The organism is Haloarcula sp. DT43 (assembly GCF_037078405.1).
GTDB lineage: Archaea > Halobacteriota > Halobacteria > Halobacteriales > Haloarculaceae > Haloarcula > Haloarcula brevis.
In genome coordinates, this window is sequence record NZ_JAYMGZ010000003.1 from 250,334 (window position 1) to 271,323 (window position 20,990).

Sequence of the window (20,990 nt, forward strand, 5' to 3'; positions counted from 1 at the left end):
CGTGGTTCCCGGTGAGGAGCGACGGTCATCAGTCACTGGCCTCCCGCATGGCGGTCCCGACTGGTTCACAGACGCCAGTCTCGAAGGAGGTGACGACGCCGCGAGAGAATCGCTCGGTCTGTGCCATCGCGTGGTCGAGCACGTCGCGGGCGGTCGCTCGCAGCTCCGCCGTGTCGGCCTTGTTCACCAGCGGGACCACGAACGCCGACGACGGGGCGTTCCGGCGGCCGCCCTCTGAATGTGCGAGCACCTCCCCGACTGCCTCAGCCGTGATTGGGTCACCAACGTCGAGCCCGGTGAGCGCCGCGACGCGCTCCGGGCGGTGGACGGCGTCGGTCGTGAGCGGTTCGCCGACGGCCGCGACCGAGGCCACCGGCACGACGTGCGTCGCCGCGTTCGGAATCACCGGCTCGTCTTCGCCCGGGGCTTTGAACTCGCGCCGGCGCGCGCCGTCGGCCTTGACCAGCAGCCGGTCGAAGACGCCGCTGTAGTACACCGACCGAAGGAACTCGGGGTCGAAACCGCGGACCTTCTCGGCGACGCGCTCGGGGTTCGCAACCCACTCGCGGGCGAAGGCGAGCGGCGGGTCGTGGTCGGAGATGACGTACGGATAGCCGTCGCGGACGGTGAGCGTCAGGGGGAGGTCGGGCGGCGGGGGCATGGCCGTAGTCGTCGTGAATCCGACGTCGACGCCCTCGCGAGCGCCCTCGGCAGCCAACTGTCCCATCGCGGTCTTCTTCCCGCCGGCCCCCACGAACGCGACGAGCGCGCGGTCGTCGAGCGCCAGCGCGTCAGTCAGTCGCATGCCATAGCTCGCCGGCACAGCCACATATAGCTCTCGCCGACACAGCCGCCGTGTCGCCGACAGCGTTTTTGTGACCGGGTGGCACGTATCCGGTATGGCTCGCGTGGACGTTCGCGGCGAAATCTGTCCCCGACCGGCGCTCATCGTCCGCCGGGAGCTCTCGGACCTCGAACCCGGGGACACGCTCGTGGTCCGAGGCGACTACCCGCCGGCCGAACAGAATCTCCGCCGGATGTGTACGACCCACGGCTTCGACGTGTCGACGGTCGAGTCCGACGGCGACGAGTTCGAACTCCGCCTGCTGGTGACCGAGCTGTCGTCGCTCCCAGACCGGTGACCATGGCGGGCGATGGCCCTGCCGACACGGACGCCCCGTCTGGGGAGGACCCCGGGACCGACGGCGGCTCCGACGAACCGCGCCTCACCGAGTACGCGGAACTGCACGGCTGCTCCTGCAAGGTCGGCCAGAGCGACCTCGACGCGCTCCTCGCCGACGCTTCCCTCACCGACACGCGAGACGAGCTGCTGTTCGGCGTGGGCGAGGACGCCGCCGCCCGCCGGCTCACCGACGACCTGGCGCTGGTCTCGACGGTGGATTTCTTCACGCCAATCGTCGACGACCCGTACGACTTCGGCCGGGTCGCGGCCTGTAACGCTGCGAGCGACGCGTTCGCGACGGGCGCGACCGAGAATCTCGACTGCCTCGTCGTCCTCGGACTGCCGCGCGAACTGACCGACAGCGCGGCCCCGCTTCTCGCCGGGATGGCCGATGCCCTCGACGCCATGGACGGGGGCGTCGCCGGCGGTCACACCATCATGAGCCCGTGGCCGTTCGCCGGCGGAGCCGTCACCGCGACGGCACACCCCGACGCGCTGCTTACGGCGGCGGGAGCCGGTCCCGGCGATCGGCTCTACCTGACGAAACCGCTCGGGACGCAGTCGGCGATGGGCGCGACGCGCGTCTCCGACGGCGAGTTCGTCGAAACAGTCCGGGAGGCCACGGACCGTCCCCTCGACCGGCTCGGGGATGAGGCGGTCGCGTGGATGACCACGCCGAACCGCGACGCAGCGCTGGCATGCCGGGCGTTCGCCACCGCCGCGACAGACGTGACGGGCTTCGGCCTCGCCGGCCAGTGCCGCGTCCTTGCCGAGCGCTCGGGCGTCGGCGTCGAGCTGACGCACCTCCCGGTCATCGCGGGGACGCCGGCGCTCTCGCGGCTGTTCGGCTACGGACTCGCCGCGGGCGAGAGCGCCGAGACCAGCGGCGGACTGCTGGTCGCGGTCCCACCGGATTCGATGGCCGACCTCGAAGCCGCCTTCGACGACGCAGAGGTGTTCTACCGCGAAGTCGGCCGCGTCACCGACGGCAGCGGCGTCACCGTCGACGACCCGACCGTCGAACCGGTCCGCCGCTGAGAGTTCGTAGGACGCTTCTACTACCGTTCAGGAGGGTCCTAACAAGGTGACTGCGAATCGGGCGGAGAGGGCCAGTCAGCCCAGGCGGAGCGCTGCCTCAAGGACGCCGCCGCCCAGACACAGCGCCTTGTCCGAGATCTTCGTCGGGTCGACCGACTCGCCGCGGGGGTCGACGTCGCCGAGTTTCGTCCCCTCGGACACGTCGAGGCCGCCGTGGACGAGACCGCGGACGAGGCCGTCGATCTCCGTCTCGACCGGGCTGTCCCCCACCCGTCCGACCACGTCGCCAGCGGCCACGGTGTCCCCGATGGCGACGGTCGGCTCCCAGGATCCGTCGGTCGGCGCGCGGAGCACCCGCTCGTGGGTGTAGCCGCGGCGCTCGCCCGGTTCGCCGTCGTAGGCGCTCGCGGTCCCCTCGTAGAACACGCGGCCGAGTTCGTGCCCGCGGTCGGTCTCAACGACGGCGTCGACGTCCGCGCCGGCCACGAATCCGGGGCCCATCCCGACGACCACGTCGGCGTCACCCCGGCGCGTTCCGGTGTCGAATTTCCCCTTCGCCATGATGGCGTCCACGAGGACAGCGGCGTCGAGTTCGTCGGCGACCGCCGCGTCGGGGTCGGCGAGAACCGGCACGTCCCCGGCGGCCAGAACCTCGATCGCCTCGTCGATATCGTCGGCTCGCCGGCCGGTGACGCCCTCGACGTCTACCTCGCCCTCGTAGAGCGCCGCCCCGAACGCGACCGCCCGGCGGACGACCGTCGGGCGCTCGACCTCGGTGACGACGACCGGGTAGCCCGCCCGGTGGAGGCGGAAGACGACGCCGCTACCGAGGTCGCCGCCGCCGCGGACGACGGCGAGGTCGTCGAGGTTGAGGTCGGTGGCGCGCTCACCGGTCGCGCCGTGGCGGTCCATGCTGACCTCCGCGAGGATCGAGAGCGCGACCGCGGCCGGGCCGCTCCCGCCGAGGTCGAGGCCGACTGGCGTCCGGACGCGAGCGAGGTCGCGCCGAGCGTAGCCAGCCTCGGCGAGCGAGTCGAGGACGTGGTCGGCCTTCGTCTTGCTAGCGACGAGACCGACGTAGCCCGCGCCGCCGTCCAGCGCCGCGGCGACCGCCTCCTGGTCGAACGTCCCGCTCCGCGTCGCCACCGCGACCGCGGTGTCGCGGCCCATCGGCAGGGCCCGGAGTTCCTCGCCGTAGTCCCCGTGGACCACGTCGGTGTCCTCGGGAAACGCCTCGGGGGCGGCGTACTCCTCGCGGTCGTCCACGACGGTGACGGCGTAGCCCAGTCGTTCGGCCAGCGGCGCGAGGTCGGCGCTGATGTGGCCCGCGCCGGCGACGTAGAGGCGCGGCCGGCCGCGGACCCGGTCGACGAACACGTCCATCTCGCCGCCACAGACCATTCCCGTGTTGCCGCCGGGTTTGAGTTCGTACGTTCTGACGCCCGGTTCCCGGTCGCCGGACAGCACCGCGCGGGCGTCCTCGACGGCGAGGTGTTCGACGGTGCCTCCGCCGATGGTCCCGTACTCGTCGCTGGCGGTGACGACCATCTTGTCGCCCACGTCCCGCGGGGCGCTCCCGTCCTTGCGGACGATGGTCAACAGCGCCGCCGGGTCGCCCTGGGCGGCGAGTTCGTCGAGACGCTGGAACAGGCTCATACGAACGACTTCACCTCCCGCTCGACCAGTAGTTCGACCACCCGGTCGTAGGAGATCGGCTCGATCTCCGGGGGGAGGTCGACCCCGCGAACGTCCACGTCCCTCGCGACGGCGGAGACCTGCGCGTCCAGGTCCGGCGTCAGGTAGACGCCGTCCTGGATCAGGACGACGTGAGCGTCGGGGTCGTCAGCGGCGGTGCGCAGTCCGATTTCGGCCATCGGCTTGTCGATGAGATAGAGCATGAGTCAGAAGTCAAGCGTGTGGTCCGCGTCGCGGATGCGGGCTGCGACGCGGTCGCCGGGCCACACCGCCACGTCGTCGGCGATGTCGGCTTCCTCGAGGTCGCGGGCGGCCATCGCGGCGGCGTCCGCGACCATCGTCCCGTCCTGTTCTTCGAGGTCCGCGACGTGTCCCGTCATGTTCAGCGCGTCCCGGTCGACGGCGTCGCGCGCGCCGTAGACCCCGTCCTGCGTGAACACCACGGTCACGTCGTGCAGGTCGAACCCGGCTGCGACGCCGCGGGCCGCGCGCAGTCCCTCGGGGACGTGAACCCGGCCGTAGGGCGCGCGGGTCAGCATGACGACCACGTCGCGCTTCATAGCGAGACCACCCGGTCAGCCTCCCCGAGGACGTCGGCGAGGTCGGGGAGCAGTCCCACCTCGACGCCGTCGGGATAGTCCGCGTCGGCGTCGATGCCGCGCGCGTCGACGCAGAGCCCGCAGCAGATGACCTCCGCGCCGTCCGAGATGAGTTCCTGGAACTTCGCCGTCGGCATCTCGTCGTACAGCCCCGAGTCCGAGCAGTCCGGGAAGGACTGGTCGGCGACCGGGACGAGCGCGCCGTCGAGGTAGTGGAAGTACGTCACCTCGTGACCCGCGTCCAGCGCTGCCCGCCCGAGTTCGTAGGCGGTCCGCCAGCGCTCGCTGTCGAAGGGCCCGCCGGTCAGGAGGAACCCGATGTAAGCCATGGTGTCGATTTTCGTAGAATCGGTCTTAACGCTTCCCCCGACACAGCGAACGTGGGAACGGCGGCTGGCGGTCAGTCGTCTCCGTCTCTCGCGTCGAGGGCGGCCCGCAGGTCCTCGTCAGTGAACGGCAGGTCGGTCAGGCGGACGCCGACGGCATCGCGAATGGCGTTCGACAGCGCCGGCGGCACGCCGTTGGTCGGGAGCTCTGCGATGGACTTCGCGCCGAAGGGACCCGTCGGCTCGTGGGTCTCGACGAGGATGGTCTCCATCGGCGGGTGGTCCGTCGTCCGGGGCATCCCGTACTGCCGGAAGCCCTGCACCTCGGGGTTACCCTCCTCGTCGAACGAGAGGCCGCCGCTGGTGGCGTACTCGAGGCTCATGTGTTCGCCGCCCTCGATCTGCCCCTCGACGAGGGCGGGATTGATGGCGACGCCGCAGTCGGCCGCGAACACCAGCTTGTTCAGTTCGTACTCGCCGGTCTCCTCGTTCACCGTCACGTCCGCAAACTGCGCGCCGTAGGGCGGCGGGCTCTCGTCGGTCGAGTGGTTCCCGTCGCCGAGGATGTGCTCGCGCTCGTCGTCGCCGTAGGCCGCCTCGTACCCGATCTCGTCCAGCGAGACGCGGTTCCCGGTTTCCTCGCTGTACACCGCGCCGTCGCCGGTGTCGAGGACCTCGGGCGGTTCCTCGAGCAGCTTCGAGCCCCAGTCGAGCAGTCGCTCCTTGGCGTCCTCGGCTGCGTTCTTGACCGCGCGGCCGCTGATGTACGTTGTCGAGGAGGCGTACGCGCCGTAGTCGAAGGGCGTCAGGTCGGTGTCAGCGGCGACGACGACGATATCTTCGGGCGGACAGCCGAGTACCTCCGCGGCGATCTGTGAGAACATCGTGTCCGCGCCGGTACCGGTGTCGACGCCGCCGACCTGGAGGTGGAAGCTCCCGTCCTCGTTCATCTTCACCTGGGCCGCGCCGAGTTCCTTGCCCGCGACGCCGCTGCCCTGCGCGATGAGGGCCATCCCGACGCCGCGGTGCAGGTGCGCTTCCTCGGGCTGTTCGAGGTCGTCGTAGCCGATTGCGTCCTTCCCGCGTTCGACGCACTCGCGGATGCCACAGGAGCGGATCTGCCGCTCGAATCGGTCGTCGTCTTTCAGGATCGCGACGCTCCGGTCGAGGTCCCCCTCGCGGACCGCGTTCCGCAGACGGAACTCGATCGGGTCGAGGTCGAGGCGGCGGGCCACCTCGTCCATGTGGGACTCGACGGCGAAGTGACCCTGCGGTGCGCCGTAGCCCCGCATCGCCGCGCCCATCGGGAGGTTCGTGTGGACCACGTCGCCCGAGAAGCGGACGTTCGGGACCCGCGGGTAGATGGGCAGGGGCTTCGTCCCGACGTTGTTCGCGACGGTCATGCCGTGCGTGCCGTAGGCCCCCGAGTTCGACAGCGTGTAGAGGTCCATCGCCTCAATGTCGCCGTCGTCGGTGACGGCCGTCCGCATTTGCATCCGCATCGGATGCCGGAAGCGAAGCGCGGTGAACTCCTCCCGTCGGGTCATCTCCAGTTTGACCGGGCGACCGGCCGCGAGATGGAGCGCGAACGTGATCGGCTCGATGGCCATCTCCTGTTTCGAACCGAACCCCGCGCCGATTCGGGGTTTCGTCACGCGCACGTCGCGGATGGGCACGTCGAACAGGTGCGAGATCTGCCGGCGCGTGTGGAAGGGGACCTGCGTCGCCGTGATGAACACGTGGCGGTCGTCCTCGTCGGTGTAGGCGATGGTGGCGTGTGGCTCCGGGACGCAGTGGGACTGGTACGGCGTCTCCCACTCGGTCTCGACGACGTGGACGCCCTCGCCGCTCGCCGCTGCCTCGAACGCCGCGTCCACGTCACCCAGTTCCCCCTCGAAGTGCGATTCGAGGTTCTTCGCGTAGTCCGCGCCCGATTGCTTGTTCTCCACGTCGTCCGTCTCGAACAGTTGGGGGGCGTCCTCGTCCAGCGCCGCCTCGGGGTCGAACACCGCGTCGAGTTCGCGGTACTCGACCTCGACTTTGCGGGCCGCGCGGTCGGCGGTGTCCGCGTCCTCGGCGGCGACGGCCGCGACGGGGTCGCCGACGAACCGGACGTGCTCGCGCAGGACCGTCAGGTCCCATGGGCTGGGTTCCGGATAGGACTGGCCGGAACTGGAGTACAGTTCGTCCGGGACCACGTCGTCGAACGGCGTGATGACCGCGTAGACGCCGTCCATCGCCTCGGCCGCGCTGGTGTCGATGGACTCGACGTGCCCGTGGGCGACGTCGCTGCGCACCACTTTTCCGTGGGCGAGGGCCGGGAACCGGTCCCGGTAATCGGCCGTGTAGCGTGCCTCGCCGGTGACGATCTTGCGCGCGTCGTCTTTCTCCTCGTCGGTCGTGATGCTCTCGCGCTCGTCCGGCGCCTTGCGGTCCGGTTCTCTCGCCGCGCCCTCCACCGTTCCGCCGGTGGCCTCCTCCTCCGCCCGTACGCCGTCGGGTCCGTCGTCGAGTTCCGATGCGTCCTCCGAGTCGCTCATGTCTCGCCCCCCGAGCAGTCACACCTGCCGGGCGGACAGCCCGAATCGAGCGTCCCGCCGGCCGCGCCGTCGGGCGGTGCGTCCCCGTCGATCGGGGGGCCCCCGTCGGTCGCCACCGCGCGGCTCTCGTCCAGCCGGTCTGCGGCGTCGAGCACGGCCTCCACGATCTTCTTGTAGCCCGTACACCGACAGAGGTTGTCCGAGAGGGCCTCACGGACCTCCCGCTCCGTCGGATCGGGGTTCTCATCCAGGAGCGCTTTCGAGCGCATGATCATCCCCGGGATGCAGAAGCCACACTGCAGCGCGGTGTTGTCCACGAAGGCCTGCTGGACCGGGTGCAGGTCGTCCTGCTCGCCGAGTCCCTCGATTGTCTGAACCGACGCCCCCTCGGCTTTCGTCACGGGCGTCACGCACGACAGCGTCGCCTCGCCGTCGACGTGGACCGTACAGAAGCCGCAGGCCCCGGTGTCACACCCTCGCTTCGCGCCGGTGTACCCGTTGGCCCGCAGCACGTCCAGGAGGGAGTCGGACTTCGACGCCTCGAACGTCTCCGTCTCGCCGTTCACGTCCAGTTCGATTTGCATATGGCTCATCAGCTCGCTAACTATATCGGCTACGTGACGCCCAGAACCGTAAATAGCTATCGCGGACAGCGGCTCGCACACGGGAATCTGTGGTCGCCGCCGGTCAGTGCTCGCGCTCGTCCAGTTTCGCGCGAATCTTCTCGGCGGTTATCGGCATCTCCCGGATTCGGACGCCGACGGCGTCACGGACGGCGTTCGACAGCGCCGGCGGGACCGTGTTCGTCGGCACTTCAGCGACGGACTTCGCGCCGAACGGACCCGTCGGCTCGTGGGTCTCGACGAGGATGGACTCGATGGGCGGCGTCTCGGTGGCCGACGGGAGGTGGTACTCGTCGAAGTCCGACACCTCGGCGCGGCCCGCCTCGTCGAGCGTGATGCCCTCGCTGACGGCCAGCTCGTAGCTCATGTGGTTCGCGCCCTCGACCTGGCCCTCGGCCATGCCGGGGTTGATGGCGACGCCGCAGTCGACGGCGACCACCAGCTTGTGGACGTCGAACTCGCCGGTCTCCTCGTTCACCGTCACGTCCACGAACTGGGCGGCGAAGGGCGGGGGGCTCTCCTCGGTGCAGTGGGTGCCCTTCCCGAGGATGTGCTCGCGCTCCTCGTCGCCGTAGGCCGCCTCGTAGCCGATATCTTCGAGCGTGACCGAGTCGCCGGTTTCCTCGCTGTACACCGTACCGTCGCCGGTGTCGAGGTCAGCCACGGGCTCGTCCAGAAGCTTCGCCCCCCACTCCAAGATCCGCTCTCTGGCGTCTTCGGCGGCCTTCTTCACCGCCATCCCGCTGATGTAGGTGGTCGAAGACGCGTACGCACCGTAGTCGAAGGGCGTCACGTCCGTGTCCGATGAGCGGACGACGATCTGCTCCTCGTCACAACCCAGCACCTCGGCTGCGATCTGGAGGAAGGCGGTGTCAGCGCCCGTGCCGATGTCGACGCCGCCGACCTGCAGGTGGAAGCTCCCGTCCTCGTTCATCATGAGCTGTGCGGCCCCGAGTTCGTCGCCGGCGACGCCGGTTCCCTGGGCGGACAGCGCCATGCCGACGCCGCGGTGCAGGTGGTCTTCCTCGGGCTGTTCCACGTCGTCCCAGCCGATGGCCGCCTTCCCGCGCTCGATGCACTCGTCGAGACCACAGGAGCGGATACGCCGTTCCGCCCCTTCGCCGCCCATCATCCCGGCGATTTCGTCCAGGTCGCCGACCTCCATGTAGTGGCGCTGTCGGAACTCGACGGGGTCGAGGTCGAGGTCGCGGGCCACCTCGTCGAGGTGGCCCTCCAGCGCGAGCGTGCCCTGTGGCGCGCCGTAGCCCCGCATCGCACCGGTCTGGGGCGTGTTCGTGTGGACGATGTCGGCCTCGAAGTGGACGTTCGGGACCTTCGAGTACAGCGGCAGCGGCTTGCTCCCGACGTTACCCGCGACGGTCATGCCGTGACTGCCGTACGCGCCGGTGTTCGACAGCGCGTAGATGTCGATGGCCGCGATGTCGCCGTCGTCGGTGACGGCCGTCTTCGCCCTGACTTTCATCGGGTGGCGCGAGCGCATCGCGTAGAACTCCTCCTCGCGCGTGGCCTCGTACAGGACCGGGCGGTCGATTTCGAGCGAGAGGGCGAGCGGAATCGGTTCGACGACCATCGCCTGCTTGCCGCCGAACCCGCCGCCGACGCGCGGTTTCTTCACCCGGATGTCCCGGATGGGGATGTCGAAGAGGTGCGCCAGCTGGCGGCGCGTGTGGTTCGGGACCTGCGTGCTGGTGACGAGGACGTGGCGGTCGTCCTCGTTGCAGTAGGCCAGCGACGTGTGCTTCTCGACGTTGGCGTGGGACTGCCGGATGGTCTCCCACTCCGTCTCGTGGACGTGCACGTCGTCGCCGTCGAGGGCGCTCTCGGGGTCGCCGAGTTCCCCCTCGATGCTCGCCATGCGGTTGCGGTCGTAGTCGTGGCCGACGATTTCGTTCTCCACCTCGTCCTCGCCGAACAGCTGCGGCGCGTCGGCGTCGAAGGCCGCCTCGGGGTCGGTGACGTAGTCGTACGCCTCGTAGCTCACGTCGACGGCGTCGGCGGCGGCCCGGGCCGTCTCTGCGTCCTCTGCGGCGACGGCGGCGACGGGGTCGCCCACGTAGCGGACGTGCTCGTTCAGGACGTGCATGTCCCACGGACTGGGCTCGGGGTAGGACTGCCCGGCGCTGGTGTACTTCGCGTCGGGGACCGCGTCGGAGTCCGGCGTGAGGACGGCCGCGACGCCGTCCATCGCCTCGGCCGCGCTCGTGTCGATGTCGGTGACCCGCCCGTGAGGAATCTCGCTGCGGACGACCGCGGCGTAGGCGAGGTCCGGATACCGCTCCTCGTAGTCGGCGGTGTACTTCGCCTGCCCGGTGACGAGCTTGCGGTCGTCGTACTTCTCGGCGCGCTGGGAGACGCTGTCGCGCTCGCCCGGCGAGAGGTCGTTGTTCGCCGGTTCGTCCCACTCCAGTGGGTGTTCCTCGACGCGCTCCTCTCCGACGCCCTCGGGCTGTGACGCCGTCCCCCCGTCGGCTTCGACCGTTTCGTCGTCACTCATCGCAGTCACCCCCACAGCACCCGACTGACCTCGCGCCGCGGGACGGCGCACCGACCGACCGGCCGCCGTCGGCGGCGACGCCCTCCTCGCGCATCCGGCCGGCGGCGTCGAGTACCGCTTCGACGGGCTTCTGGTAGCCGGTGCAGCGACAGACGTTGTCCTCAAGCGCCTCGCGGACCTCCCGCTCGGTCGGGTCCGGATTCTCGGATAGCAACGCCGTCGCCTCGACGATCATCCCCGGAATGCAGAAGCCACACTGGACGGCGAAGTTGTCCACGAAGGCCTGCTGGACCGGGTGTAAGTCGTCCTGCGTGCCCAGCGACGCGACCGTCCGAACGTCGCTGCCCTCGGCCTCGGTCGCGGCCATGCCACAGGCCATGCGTACCTCGTCGTCGACGAACACCTTCGACGCGCCGCAGGTGCCGCCGTCGCAGCCGCACTTCACGTCGATGTGGCCGTGCTGTCTCAGTACCGTCGCCAGGTCCTGCTCGGTCCCGGCTTCGACTGTCGTCCGCTCGCCGTTGAGTGTGAGTTGGATTTCCACGGAGTTCCCTCCAGTCTCTCGGCATGCGCTGTACACGCACGCCTGTTAGTGCCCAACTGTGGGACACTTCACATATATGTATGGTTCACAGGTCTCCGACGCCGGTGTTGCCGGCGGCCGCTCCCGGCAACATCCCGCCGCGACGCGACAGACGGGCCTACTGGCGACATATCCCACAGTTGCTGTGTGGCGTGTGCCACATCTGTGACGGGCGTGGCCGCTCACTCGGCGGCCTTCGCACGGACCGCTTCGAGGAGGACCTCGGCCCCGGTGACGACGTCCTCCCACTCGGTGAACTCGCTCTCGCGGTGGCTGATGCCGTCGACGCTCGGGACGAAAATCATGCTCGTCGGCGTTATCTTGTTGAGGTAGTTCGCGTCGTGGCCCGCGCCGCTGACCAGTCGCGTGTATTCACAGCCGACCGTCTCGGCGGCGTCGACGACCGTGTCGATGCAGTCCCGGTCGAACGGGTCTGCGTCGACGCGCATGATTTGCTCGACCTCGTAGTCGAGTCCCTCGCGCTCGGCGGCGTTGGCGATTTCTCGCTCGATGCGCTCGATAGCCGCGTCGACCGCCGCGTCGTCGTACGAGCGGAAGTCGAGCGTGAACTCCACGCGCTCGGGGATGACGTTGATGGCGTTGGGCCACACGTCGACGCTACCGACCGTCCCGACGAGGTCCGTGCCCTCGGTCGCGGTGATGCGCCGGACCGCCCGCGTCACGTCCGCCGTGGCGACGAACGCGTCGTGGCGCATGTCCATCGGCGTCGGCCCGGCGTGGTTGGCCTGCCCCTCGAAGCTGACGTTCAGCCAGGCGAAGCCGAACACGCCCTCGACGGCGGCGACGGGGATGTCCTGCTGTTCGAGGAACGGCCCCTGTTCGACGTGCATCTCGAAGTAGCAGTGGATGTCGTCGGCCTCGCAGGGAACGTCGCCCTTGTAGCCGATGCGTTCGAGCTCCTCGCCGAACCGCTTGCCGTCTTTGTCCTCGCGCGCGTAGGCGTAGTCGAGGTCGAACACGTCGCAGTAGACGCCACTACCGAGCATGTCTGGCTGGAAGCGCACGCCCTCCTCGTTGCTCCAGGCGACGACCTCCAGCGGCCGCTCGGTCGTCTCGCCGGCGTCGTTCAGCGCCTCGACGACTTCGAGCGCGCCGAGGACGCCCACGACGCCGTCGTACCGCCCGCCGTTGTACTGGCTGTCGACGTGTGAGCCGAACAGCACCGGCGCGGCGTCGCCGTCGGCTCCCTCCCGCCGGCCGAAGATGTTGCCCATCGTGTCGATTCGGACCGCCAGCCCGGCGTCCCGGAACCACTCGACGAGCGCGTCCCGGGCCTCTCGGTTTGCGTCCGAGAGGCTCGGCCTGTTCACTCCGCCCCGCTCCGTCGCGCCTATCTCGTTGAACGTGTCGAATCGCCGTCTGAACCGCTCGCTGTCGAGACTGACGGATGGCATTGGGTAGCTGTTCCGTGGCGTCGTCTTGAAGATTGCGTCGGGAGTGGGGTCACACACCTGTGGCACGCGACGCCCGCCGCCACACACGGTCGGGGCCACCGAAAGAGCCAAACGACCGTTCCGCGAGTCGGCAGACATGACAGAGCCGAGTGCCGCGTCTATCGCGTTTCGGGACGCGCGGGTACTGGACGGGAGCGGCGGCCCTCCGTTCACTGCGAGCGTGCGCGTCGCCGAGGGCCGAATCGACGCTATCAGCGACGCCCCGCTGGACGCCGACCGCGTCGTGGACCTCGACGGGTCGTATCTCGCGCCGGGGTTCATCGACATGCACGCGCATTCGGAACTGCGGCTGTTCGAGCACCCCGGGGCCGAGGAGAAACTGACGCAGGGAATCACGACGGAAGTCCTCGGGCAGGACGGGGTCAGCGTCGCCCCGGTCCCGGCGAACCTCACGGCGGAGTGGGAGGAACGGGTCAAGTCACTCGACGGGAGCCTCGACGACACGTGGCCCTGGCACACCGTCGACGGCTACCTCGCGGCGCTCGACGGTGCCGACCCGGCCGTCAACTGCGCGTACTACGCCCCGCACGGCAACATCCGGTCGATGCTGGCCGGGTTCGAGGACCGCCCGCTCACCGACGAACGCGTCGTCGCCGCCGGCCCGGTCACGGACCAGCGCCTGGCGGCCCACGAGTTCGACGGCGACGCGCCGCCCGGGGAACTGGACGTGCTCCAGCAGGAACTGGAAGTGGCCCTCGAAGAGGGCGCGTTCGGCATGTCCAAGGGGATGATATACCCGCCCAGTTCCTACGCCCGCGACGACGAGCTGGTGGCGCTCGCGGACACGCTCGCCGAGCGCGACTCGTTCATGGTCTCGCACGTCTGGAACGAGACGGACCGCGTGGTCGAGTCAATCGACCGGTACCTCGACATCTGTCGCCAGGCCGGCTGCCACGCTCACGTCTCCCACCTCAAGGTCGGCGGCCAGCAGAACTGGGGCGACTCCGAGGCCGTGCTCGACCTGTTCGAGGACGCCGGCCAGCGGGGCCAACGGGTCACCTTCGACCAGTACCCCTACACGGCCGGGTCGACGATGCTGACCGCGCTCCTCCCGCCGTGGGCGCGCCAGGGCGAGTCCGACGACATCCGCCACCGCCTCAACTCCGCGGCCGTCCGCGACCGCATCGCCGACGACATCGCCCGGCCGGGTGACTGGGAGAACCTCGCCTACGCCGCCGGCTCCTGGGACAACATCCTCGTGACGCGGACGGGGAGCGGTCGCCACCAGGGCGAGACCATCGCGGACGTCGCCGCCGAGATGGACCGCGAACCGGTCGACGCGATGTGTGAACTGCTCGTCGCGGAGGAACTGGACGTGACGATGGCCGACTTCGTGATGGCCGAGGAAGACATCGAGCGGTTCCTCGCCGACGACCGCGGCACGTTCTGCACCGACGGCATCTTCGGCGGGAAGCCCCACCCCCGGGCCATCGGGGCGTTCGGCCGCATCCTCGAACGCTACGTCCGGGAGCGGGACGTGCTCTCGCCGGCACTGATGGCCCGCAAGGCCGCCGGCAACCCGGCCGACATCCTGGGTCTCAGGGACCGCGGCTACGTCCGGGAGGGGTACGTCGCGGACCTCGTGGCCTTCGACCTCGACGCCGTGTCCGCGAACGCCACCTACGAGGAACCGTTCCAGTACACTGACGGGATGGAGTACGTCCTCGTGGGCGGCGAAATCGCCGTCCGGGACGGCGAGCCGACCAGTGCCCGGAACGGCGCGGTGCTGCGCTCCTACGAGGAGTGGGGCAGTGCGAGCCGGCCGACTCTCGACCGGGCTGCCGGGGACTAGCCAACCGCCAGCCGGTCGGAGACTTCTCCGTCTGCCACCTACACCAACGACGCGACGAAAAAACGGTCCGCGAACCGGACCGCGCTACTCCGGCACTTCGGCGTCGACGGCGTCGACGAAACTGTTCATCTCCTGGAAGAGGAACTCGTCGCTCTCGCCCTCGAACGGCGAACCGGCCCAGACGTCGAGGTCGCCGTTGACGATTTCTTCCTCGGTCTCGGCGACGGTGTCCTTGACCTCCTGTGGGACCTCCGGCCCCCACTCGTCCAGCGCCGGGAGGTTCGTCTCCATGCCGCCCCAGAAGGCGTCGGACTCCCAGGTTCCGTCCCGGACTGCGGAGACGGTCGGGTCGTAGACCTCTTCCCAGTTCCACACCGGGGAGATGAGGTAGTTGTCGCCGCCGAACTCGCCCATCGGCGCGTTGTAGCCGGAGGCCCACACGTCCGCCTCGTTCGCGGCCCTGACCGGTGCGGGGGAGTCCTGCTCCTGTGAGATGACGTCACAGCCCTCGTCGATGAGGGAGTTGGCCGCCTGTCGGGAGGTCTGGGGGTCGAACCACGCGTTGACCCACCGAATCTTGAACGTCGCGTCCGGGTTCACCGACCGCGCGCCCAGCGCCATCGCGTTGATAGAGCGGATGACCTCGGGAATCGGGAATGCGGCGACGTAGCCGATGGTGTCGTTCTCGGTGACCATCCCGGTCGCTTGCCCGGCGAGATACCGTGGCTCGTAGATTCGGCCCATGTACCGACCCATGTTCTCCCGGGTGCGGTAGCCGGTCGCGTGCTCGAAGTACGTGTCGGGGTACTGCTCCGCGACGGTGTACATCGGGTCTTGGTAGCCGAACGTCGTCCCGAAGACGATGTCGGCGTCGCCCTGTGCGTACTGCTCGAAGACGCGCTCGGAGTCCTCCGGCGCGACGGCCTCGGTGTACTCCGTCTCCAGCCAGTCGTACTTCTCGTCGACCGTCTTGCGACCCTCGTCGTGGGCCCAGGACCACCCGAGGTCGCCCACTTCCGAGATGTACACCCAGGCGGCCGTGACCGTGTCCGTGCCGCCGCCGCTGGTCGCGGTGCCGTCAGTCGTGTCGGTGTCGCCGCTCCCGCCGTCGCCGCCGCTACACCCGGCGAGCGCGGTTACCCCCGACGCCCCGAGGGCACCGAGCATCTCCCGTCGCGTTATCGTTCGGTTCGTGTCCACCATTACTGAACTGCATAGATGTAACGGAAACTGCTACTTAAGCTATCCCATCTCTGACCTTGCAGCGAACGAATATTTCCATCGAAACTGACTGAATGGCTGGCTTTAGGCGTGAGAATCAGACGTACGTCCCGTCATCGGACAGAAAGGAACCGCAATCGGCAGGCGGCTACCGGCCGCCGGGGACCGTCGGTGGCGTCAGCTCGGGACCTCCCCTTCGACGGCGTCGACGTAGCTGCTCATCTCCTGGAAGAGGAACTCGTCGCTCTCGCCCTCGAACGCCGAGCCGGCCCAGATGTCCAGCTCCCCGTTGAGTATCGCCGACCGCGACTCGGAGACGGTGTCTTTCGCTTCCTGGGGGACCTCGGGCCCCCAGTCGTCGAGGCTGCAGATGCCCGAATCGATGCCCTCCCAGTACGCGTCGGACTCCCAGGTGCCGTCCCTGACGGATTCGACGGTCGGCCCGTAGAACTCCTCCCAGTGCCATATCGGGGAGGTGAGGTAGTTCTCGCCCGCGATATCTCCCATGGGGGCGTCGTAGCCGGTCGCCCAGATGCCCGCGTCGGCGGCCGCACGGAGCGCGGCGGGGGAGTCCTGGTGTTGGGCCATCACGTCGACGTCCTCGTCCAGCAGGGCGTTCGCCGCCTCGCTCTCGGTCGGCGGGTCGAACCAGGAGTTCGTCCACCTGACCTGCAGTGTCGCGCTGTCGTTGACCGACGCGGCCCCGAGCGCGTAGGCGTTGATGCCGCGGATGACCTCGGGAATCGGGAACGCGGCCACGTACCCCAGGGTGTCGGTCTCGGTTACGATACCGGCGGCCTGTCCGGCGAGGTACCGTGGCTGGTAGATACGACCCATGTACCGGCCCATGTTCTCCCGGGTCAGGTAGCCGGTGTTGTGTTCGAAGTACGTGTCGGGGTACTGCTCCGCGACGGCCGCCATCGGGTCCTGGTACTCGAACGTACAGCCGAAGATGATGTCGGCGTCGCCCTGTGCGTACTGCTCGAAGACGCGCTCTGAGTCGGCCGGGGCGACGGCCTCCGTGTACTCCGTCTCCAGCCAGTCGTACTCCTCTGCGACCGCCAGCCGCCCCTCGTTGTGCGCCCAGGACCACCCAAGGTCGCCGACCTCAGAGTTGTACACCCAGGCGGCCGTGACCGAATCCATCCCGCCACCGCCGGTCGTCGCGCCCTCGGTGGCCCCGCTGTCGGTCCCGCCGCCGCTGTCGCCGCTGTCGCCGCCGTCACCGCCACCACTGCAACCGGCCAGCCCGGCGACGCCCGCCGCCCCGAGCGCTGTCAGTAACTCCCGTCTCGATTTTGCGTGATTCTTGTCAACCATCGACTAACCGACTGTCCATTGCGGAAACATTCACTTAAATCGTTCCGTTCACGCATCTTTCTCTCCGATATCTTCCAAATATCTGCCACAGAAGCCCCACTATCACATACTGATTGGTGAAAAACTGCAGTATATGTGCATACCGGCGTCGTTCGCACCCGGGGAGCGTGACCGTCGCCGACGGACGCTAACACACACCGACTGACATTTGGCAAACGTCCGGTATATCCCGTCTGGACGGCGAATATCACTGCCTTTGGAAACAATTATGCCACTACATAGTCGATACCCGGCCAAGAACAGACAGCATGTCCGAACACACCACGCTCAGGATGGAGGGGATACGCAAGGAGTTCCCCGGGGTCGTCGCCAACGACCACGTCGACCTCTCCGTCGAGCGCGGGGAAATCCACGGTCTCCTGGGCGAAAACGGCGCGGGAAAGAGTACGCTGATGAAGATTCTCTACGGGCTCTATTCGCAGGACGCTGGCGACATCTATCTCGACGGTGAGCGACTCGACCTGGGGTCGCCACAGGACGCCATCGACGCCGGCATCGGGATGGTCCACCAGCACTTCATGCTGATACCACGTCTCACCGTCGCCGAGAACGTCGTCCTCGGCGAGCGGGAACCGGCGACGGCCTTCCGGGACGACGCCGAGGACAGCTGGCTCCCGGCGGCGGTCCGGAACAACGGTCTCGTCCAGTCGCTGGCCGGCCAGTTCTCGCTGGGGCTTGACGTCCCCGAACAGCGGATTCAGGCCCTGGCGGACCAGTACGGCTTCGACATCGACGTCAGCGCGAAGATATGGGAACTCGACGTGGGCCAGCAACAGCGCGTCGAGATACTCAAGGCGCTGTACCGGGACGTCGACCTCCTGATTCTCGACGAACCAACGGCCGTGCTCACGCCGACAGAGGCCGAGCGGCTCTTCGACTCGCTGGAGCGACTGACCGACGAGGGGCTCTCGATTATCTTCATCACGCACAAGCTCACCGAGGTCGACGCCATCGTCGACCGGGTGACGGTGCTCCGGGAAGGGCAAAACGTCGGCACCGCCGAGGTGGCGTCGGTCTCCCGGGCCGACCTCGCGGAGATGATGGTCGGCCGCGAAGTCCTGTTCGAAATCGACAGGGAGGCGGTCGACCTCGGTGAGCCGGTCCTGCGCGCACGCGGGGTGACGGCCGACGACGACCGCGGCATCGAGGCCCTCTCCGGCGTCGACCTGACGGTCCGCCAGGGCGAAATCGTCGGTATCGCGGGCGTGAGCGGCAACGGCCAGAAGGAACTGGCCGAGGTCATGGCCGGCATCCGGGACGTGACGGCCGGCGAACTCGTCGTCGACGGCGAGGACATCACGGGCGCAAAGCCAAAGACGTTCGTCGACAGCGGCGTCTCGTTCGTCCCCGAGGACCGGCTCAGGTACGGCTGTGCCGAGGACCTCTCGGTGATGCACAACGCCACGATGAAGGACTTCAGGGACGGCCGCTTTGGCGACCGGTCGTTCCTTGACTACGGGGCACTCCGGGAGTACGCCGAGACGCTGGTCGAGGAGTTCGACGTCCGCGGCGTCAGCGACGTGACCGAGACCGAGGCCGGCGACCTCTCCGGGGGGAACCTCCAGAAGCTCATCCTGGCCCGGGAGATACATCGCGACCCGGACCTGCTCATCGCGAACCAGCCGACCCGGGGCGTCGACGTCGGGGCCATCGAGTTCATCAGGGAGACGCTGTTAGAACAGCGCAAGGCGGGCACCGGCATCATCCTCCTCTCGGAGGACTTGGACGAGATTTTCGACCTCAGCGACCGGATTCTGGTCGTCTACGAGGGCGAGTTCGTCTACGAGACGACGCCGGCCGAGGCCGACCGGGAGCGGATCGGCCTGGAGATGACCGGCGGTGGCGGCGACGAGGGCGGCGAGCCGGTCGCAGTACAGTCCGGCGTCACAGGGGGGAGCGAGAGCTGATGAACGTAGCAGTACACGTCGACGCACGCGAGGACATCCCGGCCTGGTTGGCCTACGGGACGCCCGTGTTCACCGTGCTGGCCGCGCTGGCGGTCAGCGCCGTCGCGCTGGTCGTCCTCGGCGTGAACCCCATCGCGGCGTACGCGACGATGTTCGTCGACACGCTCGTCACCGAGTTCGGCCTCACCGAGACGCTGACGAAGGCGGTGCCGCTGATTCTGACGGGCCTGGCGGTGTACCTCCCGCTGAAGGCGGGCCTGTTCAACATCGGTGCCGAGGGTCAGCTCGTCGCCGGCGCGCTCGCGGGGACCTGGGTCGGACTCAACGTCCCGCTCCCGGGACTGGCGCTGGTCCCGCTGATGTTCGCCGCCGCGGCCGTCGCCGGTGGCCTCTGGGCCGGCATCCCGGCGTACCTGCGGGCGAAGTGGGACGTCAACGAGATTATCACGTCGCTCCTGCTCACGTTCGTCGCCCTCGAAATCCAGAGCTATCTGCTCCGCGGGCCGATGCAGGGCGGGACCGGCAACTTCCCGCAGTCCGAGCGGTTCTCCGAGGCCGCGACGATTCCGGAACTGGTCAGCGGCGTCCACGCCGGCCTGCTGGTCGCCGTCGCGATGGTCGTAGTGACCTACGTCCTGATGACGAGAACGCGGCTCGGCTTCGAGATTACCTTCGTCGGCTCGAACCACGAGGCCGCCCGACAGGCGGGGATGAGCAAGTTCTACGTGTACCTCCTGGTGTTCGTCGTCGGCGGCGCGTTCGCAGCCATGGGCGGCATCAGCGAAATCGCCGGCGCACAGGGGCGGTACCGAGCCGGGTTCGAACCCGGCTACGGCTTCACCGCCATCCCGATTGCCCTGCTCGGGCGCAACAGCGCGCTCAAGGTACTGCTCGCCGGCCTGTTTTTCGCCGTGCTGTTCGTCGGCGGGTCGAGCATGGAGGTGGCCTTCGGCGTGCCCGCGGCGCTGGTCGAGATAATCCAGGCACTCGTCATCCTCTTTCTGATTACCGCGGAGTTCTTCAAGAACTACCGGGTCGGTATCGACTTCGACCGCGGGCCCAGCGGTGCGGCGGTCGAGCCACAGGGGGGTGACGACTGATGGTCGGGTTCGTCGCCGGTCTGCTCGATGCGACCGTCCAGGCGGCGACGGTGCTCCTGCTGGCCGGGATGGGGGAACTCATCAGCGAGCGGGCGGGCGTCCTCAACCTCGGCGTCGAGGGGATGATGCTCGTCGGCGCGCTCGGCGGGTTCATCACGACCGTCCTCACGGGGAGCCACTGGCTCGGGTTCGGCGTCGGCATCCTCCTGGGGATGGTGCTGGCGCTGGTTCACGCGTTCCTCTGTATCACGCTGAAGTCGAACCAGGTCATCAGCGGCGTCATGCTGACGCTTCTGGGGACCGGGCTCACGACCTTCTTCGGCTCCGGCTGGGTCGAGGAATCAATCGACGGCTTCCCGCAGATGACGTTCCCGCTCGTCGGGCAGTACCTCGTCGGCGTCCCGGTCGTCGGCGAGGCGCTCTTCCGGAGCACGGCGACGGACTACCTCGCGCTCGGCCTGCTGGTCGTGGTCTGGTACTTCCTGCACCACTCGAACCTGGGCCTGGAGATGATTGCGGTGGGCGAGGACCCCGAGATGGCGGACACGATGGGCGTGTCCGTGTTCCGGCTGCGGTACCTCGCGGTGCTCATCGGCGGCGGGTTCGCCGGCGCGGCCGGAGCCCACCTCTCGCTGGCCTTCTCACAGCTGTGGGTGCCCGGCATGACCGCGGGGCGGGGCTGGATTGCCGTCGCGCTGGTCATCTTCGCGCAGTGGCGGCCCCGCCGGATGCTGGTCGGGGCGTACCTGTTCGGCCTGCTCGACGCGCTCCGCATCCGGTCACAGTCCATTTCGCTGACGCTGGGCCCCGACGCGCCGCTCGCCGGCGTTATCAACCCCGTCGTCGAGTTCCTCATGACGCCACAGATAATGGGGACGTACCCGTACCTGGCGACGATTATCGTGCTGGCCTACGCCGTCATCCGGACCAAGAGCGACCAGCTCGCGGTCCCGTCGGCGCTGTTGCAGTCCTACAGCCGCGAGACGGACTGATACTGTTGGCTGTACCTTCGT

The 20,990-nt window shown here is 68.5% G+C and carries 18 protein-coding genes; 6 read left to right on the top strand and 12 right to left on the bottom strand.

Annotation, left to right across the window (positions count from 1 at the left end):
* Positions 1 to 28: 28 nt before the first annotated feature.
* Positions 29 to 805, bottom strand: a complete 777-nt coding sequence (yqeC, locus tag VI123_RS13020; protein WP_336338494.1) for a selenium cofactor biosynthesis protein YqeC — start codon at positions 803 to 805, stop codon at positions 29 to 31.
* 94 nt (positions 806 to 899) lie between these two features.
* Between yqeC and VI123_RS13025 the strand changes: the two genes are divergently transcribed.
* Both VI123_RS13025 and selD read left to right on the top strand, forming a co-directional pair.
* Positions 900 to 1,142, top strand: a complete 243-nt coding sequence (locus VI123_RS13025) for a sulfurtransferase TusA family protein (protein WP_336338495.1) — start codon at positions 900 to 902, stop codon at positions 1,140 to 1,142.
* Positions 1,143 to 1,144: 2 nt separating this feature from the next.
* Positions 1,145 to 2,221, top strand: a complete 1,077-nt coding sequence (gene selD / locus VI123_RS13030) for a selenide, water dikinase SelD (protein ID WP_336338496.1) — start codon at positions 1,145 to 1,147, stop codon at positions 2,219 to 2,221.
* A 75-nt stretch (positions 2,222 to 2,296) separates the two neighbouring features.
* Here the strand turns inward: selD and yqeB are convergent, their stop codons facing one another.
* The 9 genes from yqeB to VI123_RS13075 form a co-directional block, all read right to left on the bottom strand.
* Positions 2,297 to 3,877 carry a selenium-dependent molybdenum cofactor biosynthesis protein YqeB gene (yqeB, locus tag VI123_RS13035; protein ID WP_336338497.1) on the bottom strand — a complete coding sequence of 527 codons (1,581 nt, stop codon included), beginning with the start codon at positions 3,875 to 3,877 and terminating at the stop codon, positions 2,297 to 2,299.
* Entirely contained in the window at positions 3,874 to 4,119 is a 246-nt protein-coding gene (locus VI123_RS13040; RefSeq protein ID WP_336338498.1) for a DsrH/TusB family sulfur metabolism protein, read from the bottom strand. Before VI123_RS13040 ends, yqeB begins: the two co-directional genes overlap by 4 nt.
* A gap of 3 nt (positions 4,120 to 4,122) precedes the next feature.
* Positions 4,123 to 4,476: a DsrE family protein gene (locus tag VI123_RS13045; RefSeq protein WP_336338499.1), complete on the bottom strand. Its 354-nt coding sequence runs from the start codon at positions 4,474 to 4,476 to the stop codon at positions 4,123 to 4,125.
* Entirely contained in the window at positions 4,473 to 4,844 is a 372-nt protein-coding gene (locus VI123_RS13050; RefSeq protein ID WP_336338500.1) for a DsrE/DsrF/TusD sulfur relay family protein, read from the bottom strand. The genes VI123_RS13045 and VI123_RS13050 overlap by 4 nt, the downstream gene beginning before the upstream one ends.
* Positions 4,845 to 4,915: 71 nt before the next feature.
* Positions 4,916 to 7,381, bottom strand: coding sequence for a xanthine dehydrogenase family protein molybdopterin-binding subunit (locus tag VI123_RS13055; RefSeq protein ID WP_336338501.1), 2,466 nt, complete (start codon positions 7,379 to 7,381; stop codon positions 4,916 to 4,918).
* Positions 7,378 to 7,965, bottom strand: a complete 588-nt coding sequence (locus VI123_RS13060) for a (2Fe-2S)-binding protein (RefSeq protein WP_336338502.1) — start codon at positions 7,963 to 7,965, stop codon at positions 7,378 to 7,380. The genes VI123_RS13055 and VI123_RS13060 overlap by 4 nt, the downstream gene beginning before the upstream one ends.
* Positions 7,966 to 8,068: 103 nt before the next feature.
* Positions 8,069 to 10,519, bottom strand: a complete 2,451-nt coding sequence (locus tag VI123_RS13065) for a xanthine dehydrogenase family protein molybdopterin-binding subunit (protein ID WP_336338503.1) — start codon at positions 10,517 to 10,519, stop codon at positions 8,069 to 8,071.
* A complete protein-coding gene (locus VI123_RS13070) occupies positions 10,512 to 11,063 on the bottom strand; it encodes a (2Fe-2S)-binding protein (RefSeq protein WP_336338504.1) in 552 nt (183 codons plus the stop codon). Before VI123_RS13070 ends, VI123_RS13065 begins: the two co-directional genes overlap by 8 nt.
* Before the next feature lie 221 nt (positions 11,064 to 11,284).
* Positions 11,285 to 12,517 carry a Zn-dependent hydrolase gene (locus tag VI123_RS13075; RefSeq protein ID WP_336338505.1) on the bottom strand — a complete coding sequence of 411 codons (1,233 nt, stop codon included), beginning with the start codon at positions 12,515 to 12,517 and terminating at the stop codon, positions 11,285 to 11,287.
* A gap of 136 nt (positions 12,518 to 12,653) precedes the next feature.
* Here VI123_RS13075 and VI123_RS13080 point away from each other — a divergent pair, with 136 nt between their 5' ends.
* Positions 12,654 to 14,369, top strand: a complete 1,716-nt coding sequence (locus VI123_RS13080; RefSeq protein WP_336338506.1) for an N-acyl-D-amino-acid deacylase family protein — start codon at positions 12,654 to 12,656, stop codon at positions 14,367 to 14,369.
* Between the two features lie 84 nt (positions 14,370 to 14,453).
* Here the strand turns inward: VI123_RS13080 and VI123_RS13085 are convergent, their stop codons facing one another.
* Both VI123_RS13085 and VI123_RS13090 read right to left on the bottom strand, forming a co-directional pair.
* Positions 14,454 to 15,572 carry a BMP family ABC transporter substrate-binding protein gene (locus VI123_RS13085; RefSeq protein WP_336338507.1) on the bottom strand — a complete coding sequence of 373 codons (1,119 nt, stop codon included), beginning with the start codon at positions 15,570 to 15,572 and terminating at the stop codon, positions 14,454 to 14,456.
* Positions 15,573 to 15,767: 195 nt separating this feature from the next.
* Positions 15,768 to 16,910, bottom strand: coding sequence for a BMP family ABC transporter substrate-binding protein (locus tag VI123_RS13090; RefSeq protein ID WP_336338508.1), 1,143 nt, complete (start codon positions 16,908 to 16,910; stop codon positions 15,768 to 15,770).
* 308 nt (positions 16,911 to 17,218) lie between these two features.
* Here VI123_RS13090 and VI123_RS13095 point away from each other — a divergent pair, with 308 nt between their 5' ends.
* From VI123_RS13095 to VI123_RS13105, 3 genes are read left to right on the top strand one after another with little or no spacing between them, the layout of a single operon-like run.
* The gene (locus tag VI123_RS13095) at positions 17,219 to 18,877 is read left to right on the top strand and encodes an ABC transporter ATP-binding protein (RefSeq protein WP_336338509.1); all 1,659 of its coding nucleotides are present in this window, start codon (positions 17,219 to 17,221) and stop codon (positions 18,875 to 18,877) included.
* Entirely contained in the window at positions 18,877 to 19,977 is a 1,101-nt protein-coding gene (locus VI123_RS13100; RefSeq protein WP_336338510.1) for an ABC transporter permease, read from the top strand. Before VI123_RS13095 ends, VI123_RS13100 begins: the two co-directional genes overlap by 1 nt.
* A complete protein-coding gene (locus VI123_RS13105; protein WP_336338511.1) occupies positions 19,977 to 20,969 on the top strand; it encodes an ABC transporter permease in 993 nt (330 codons plus the stop codon). The genes VI123_RS13100 and VI123_RS13105 overlap by 1 nt, the downstream gene beginning before the upstream one ends.
* Positions 20,970 to 20,990: the final 21 nt, after the last annotated feature.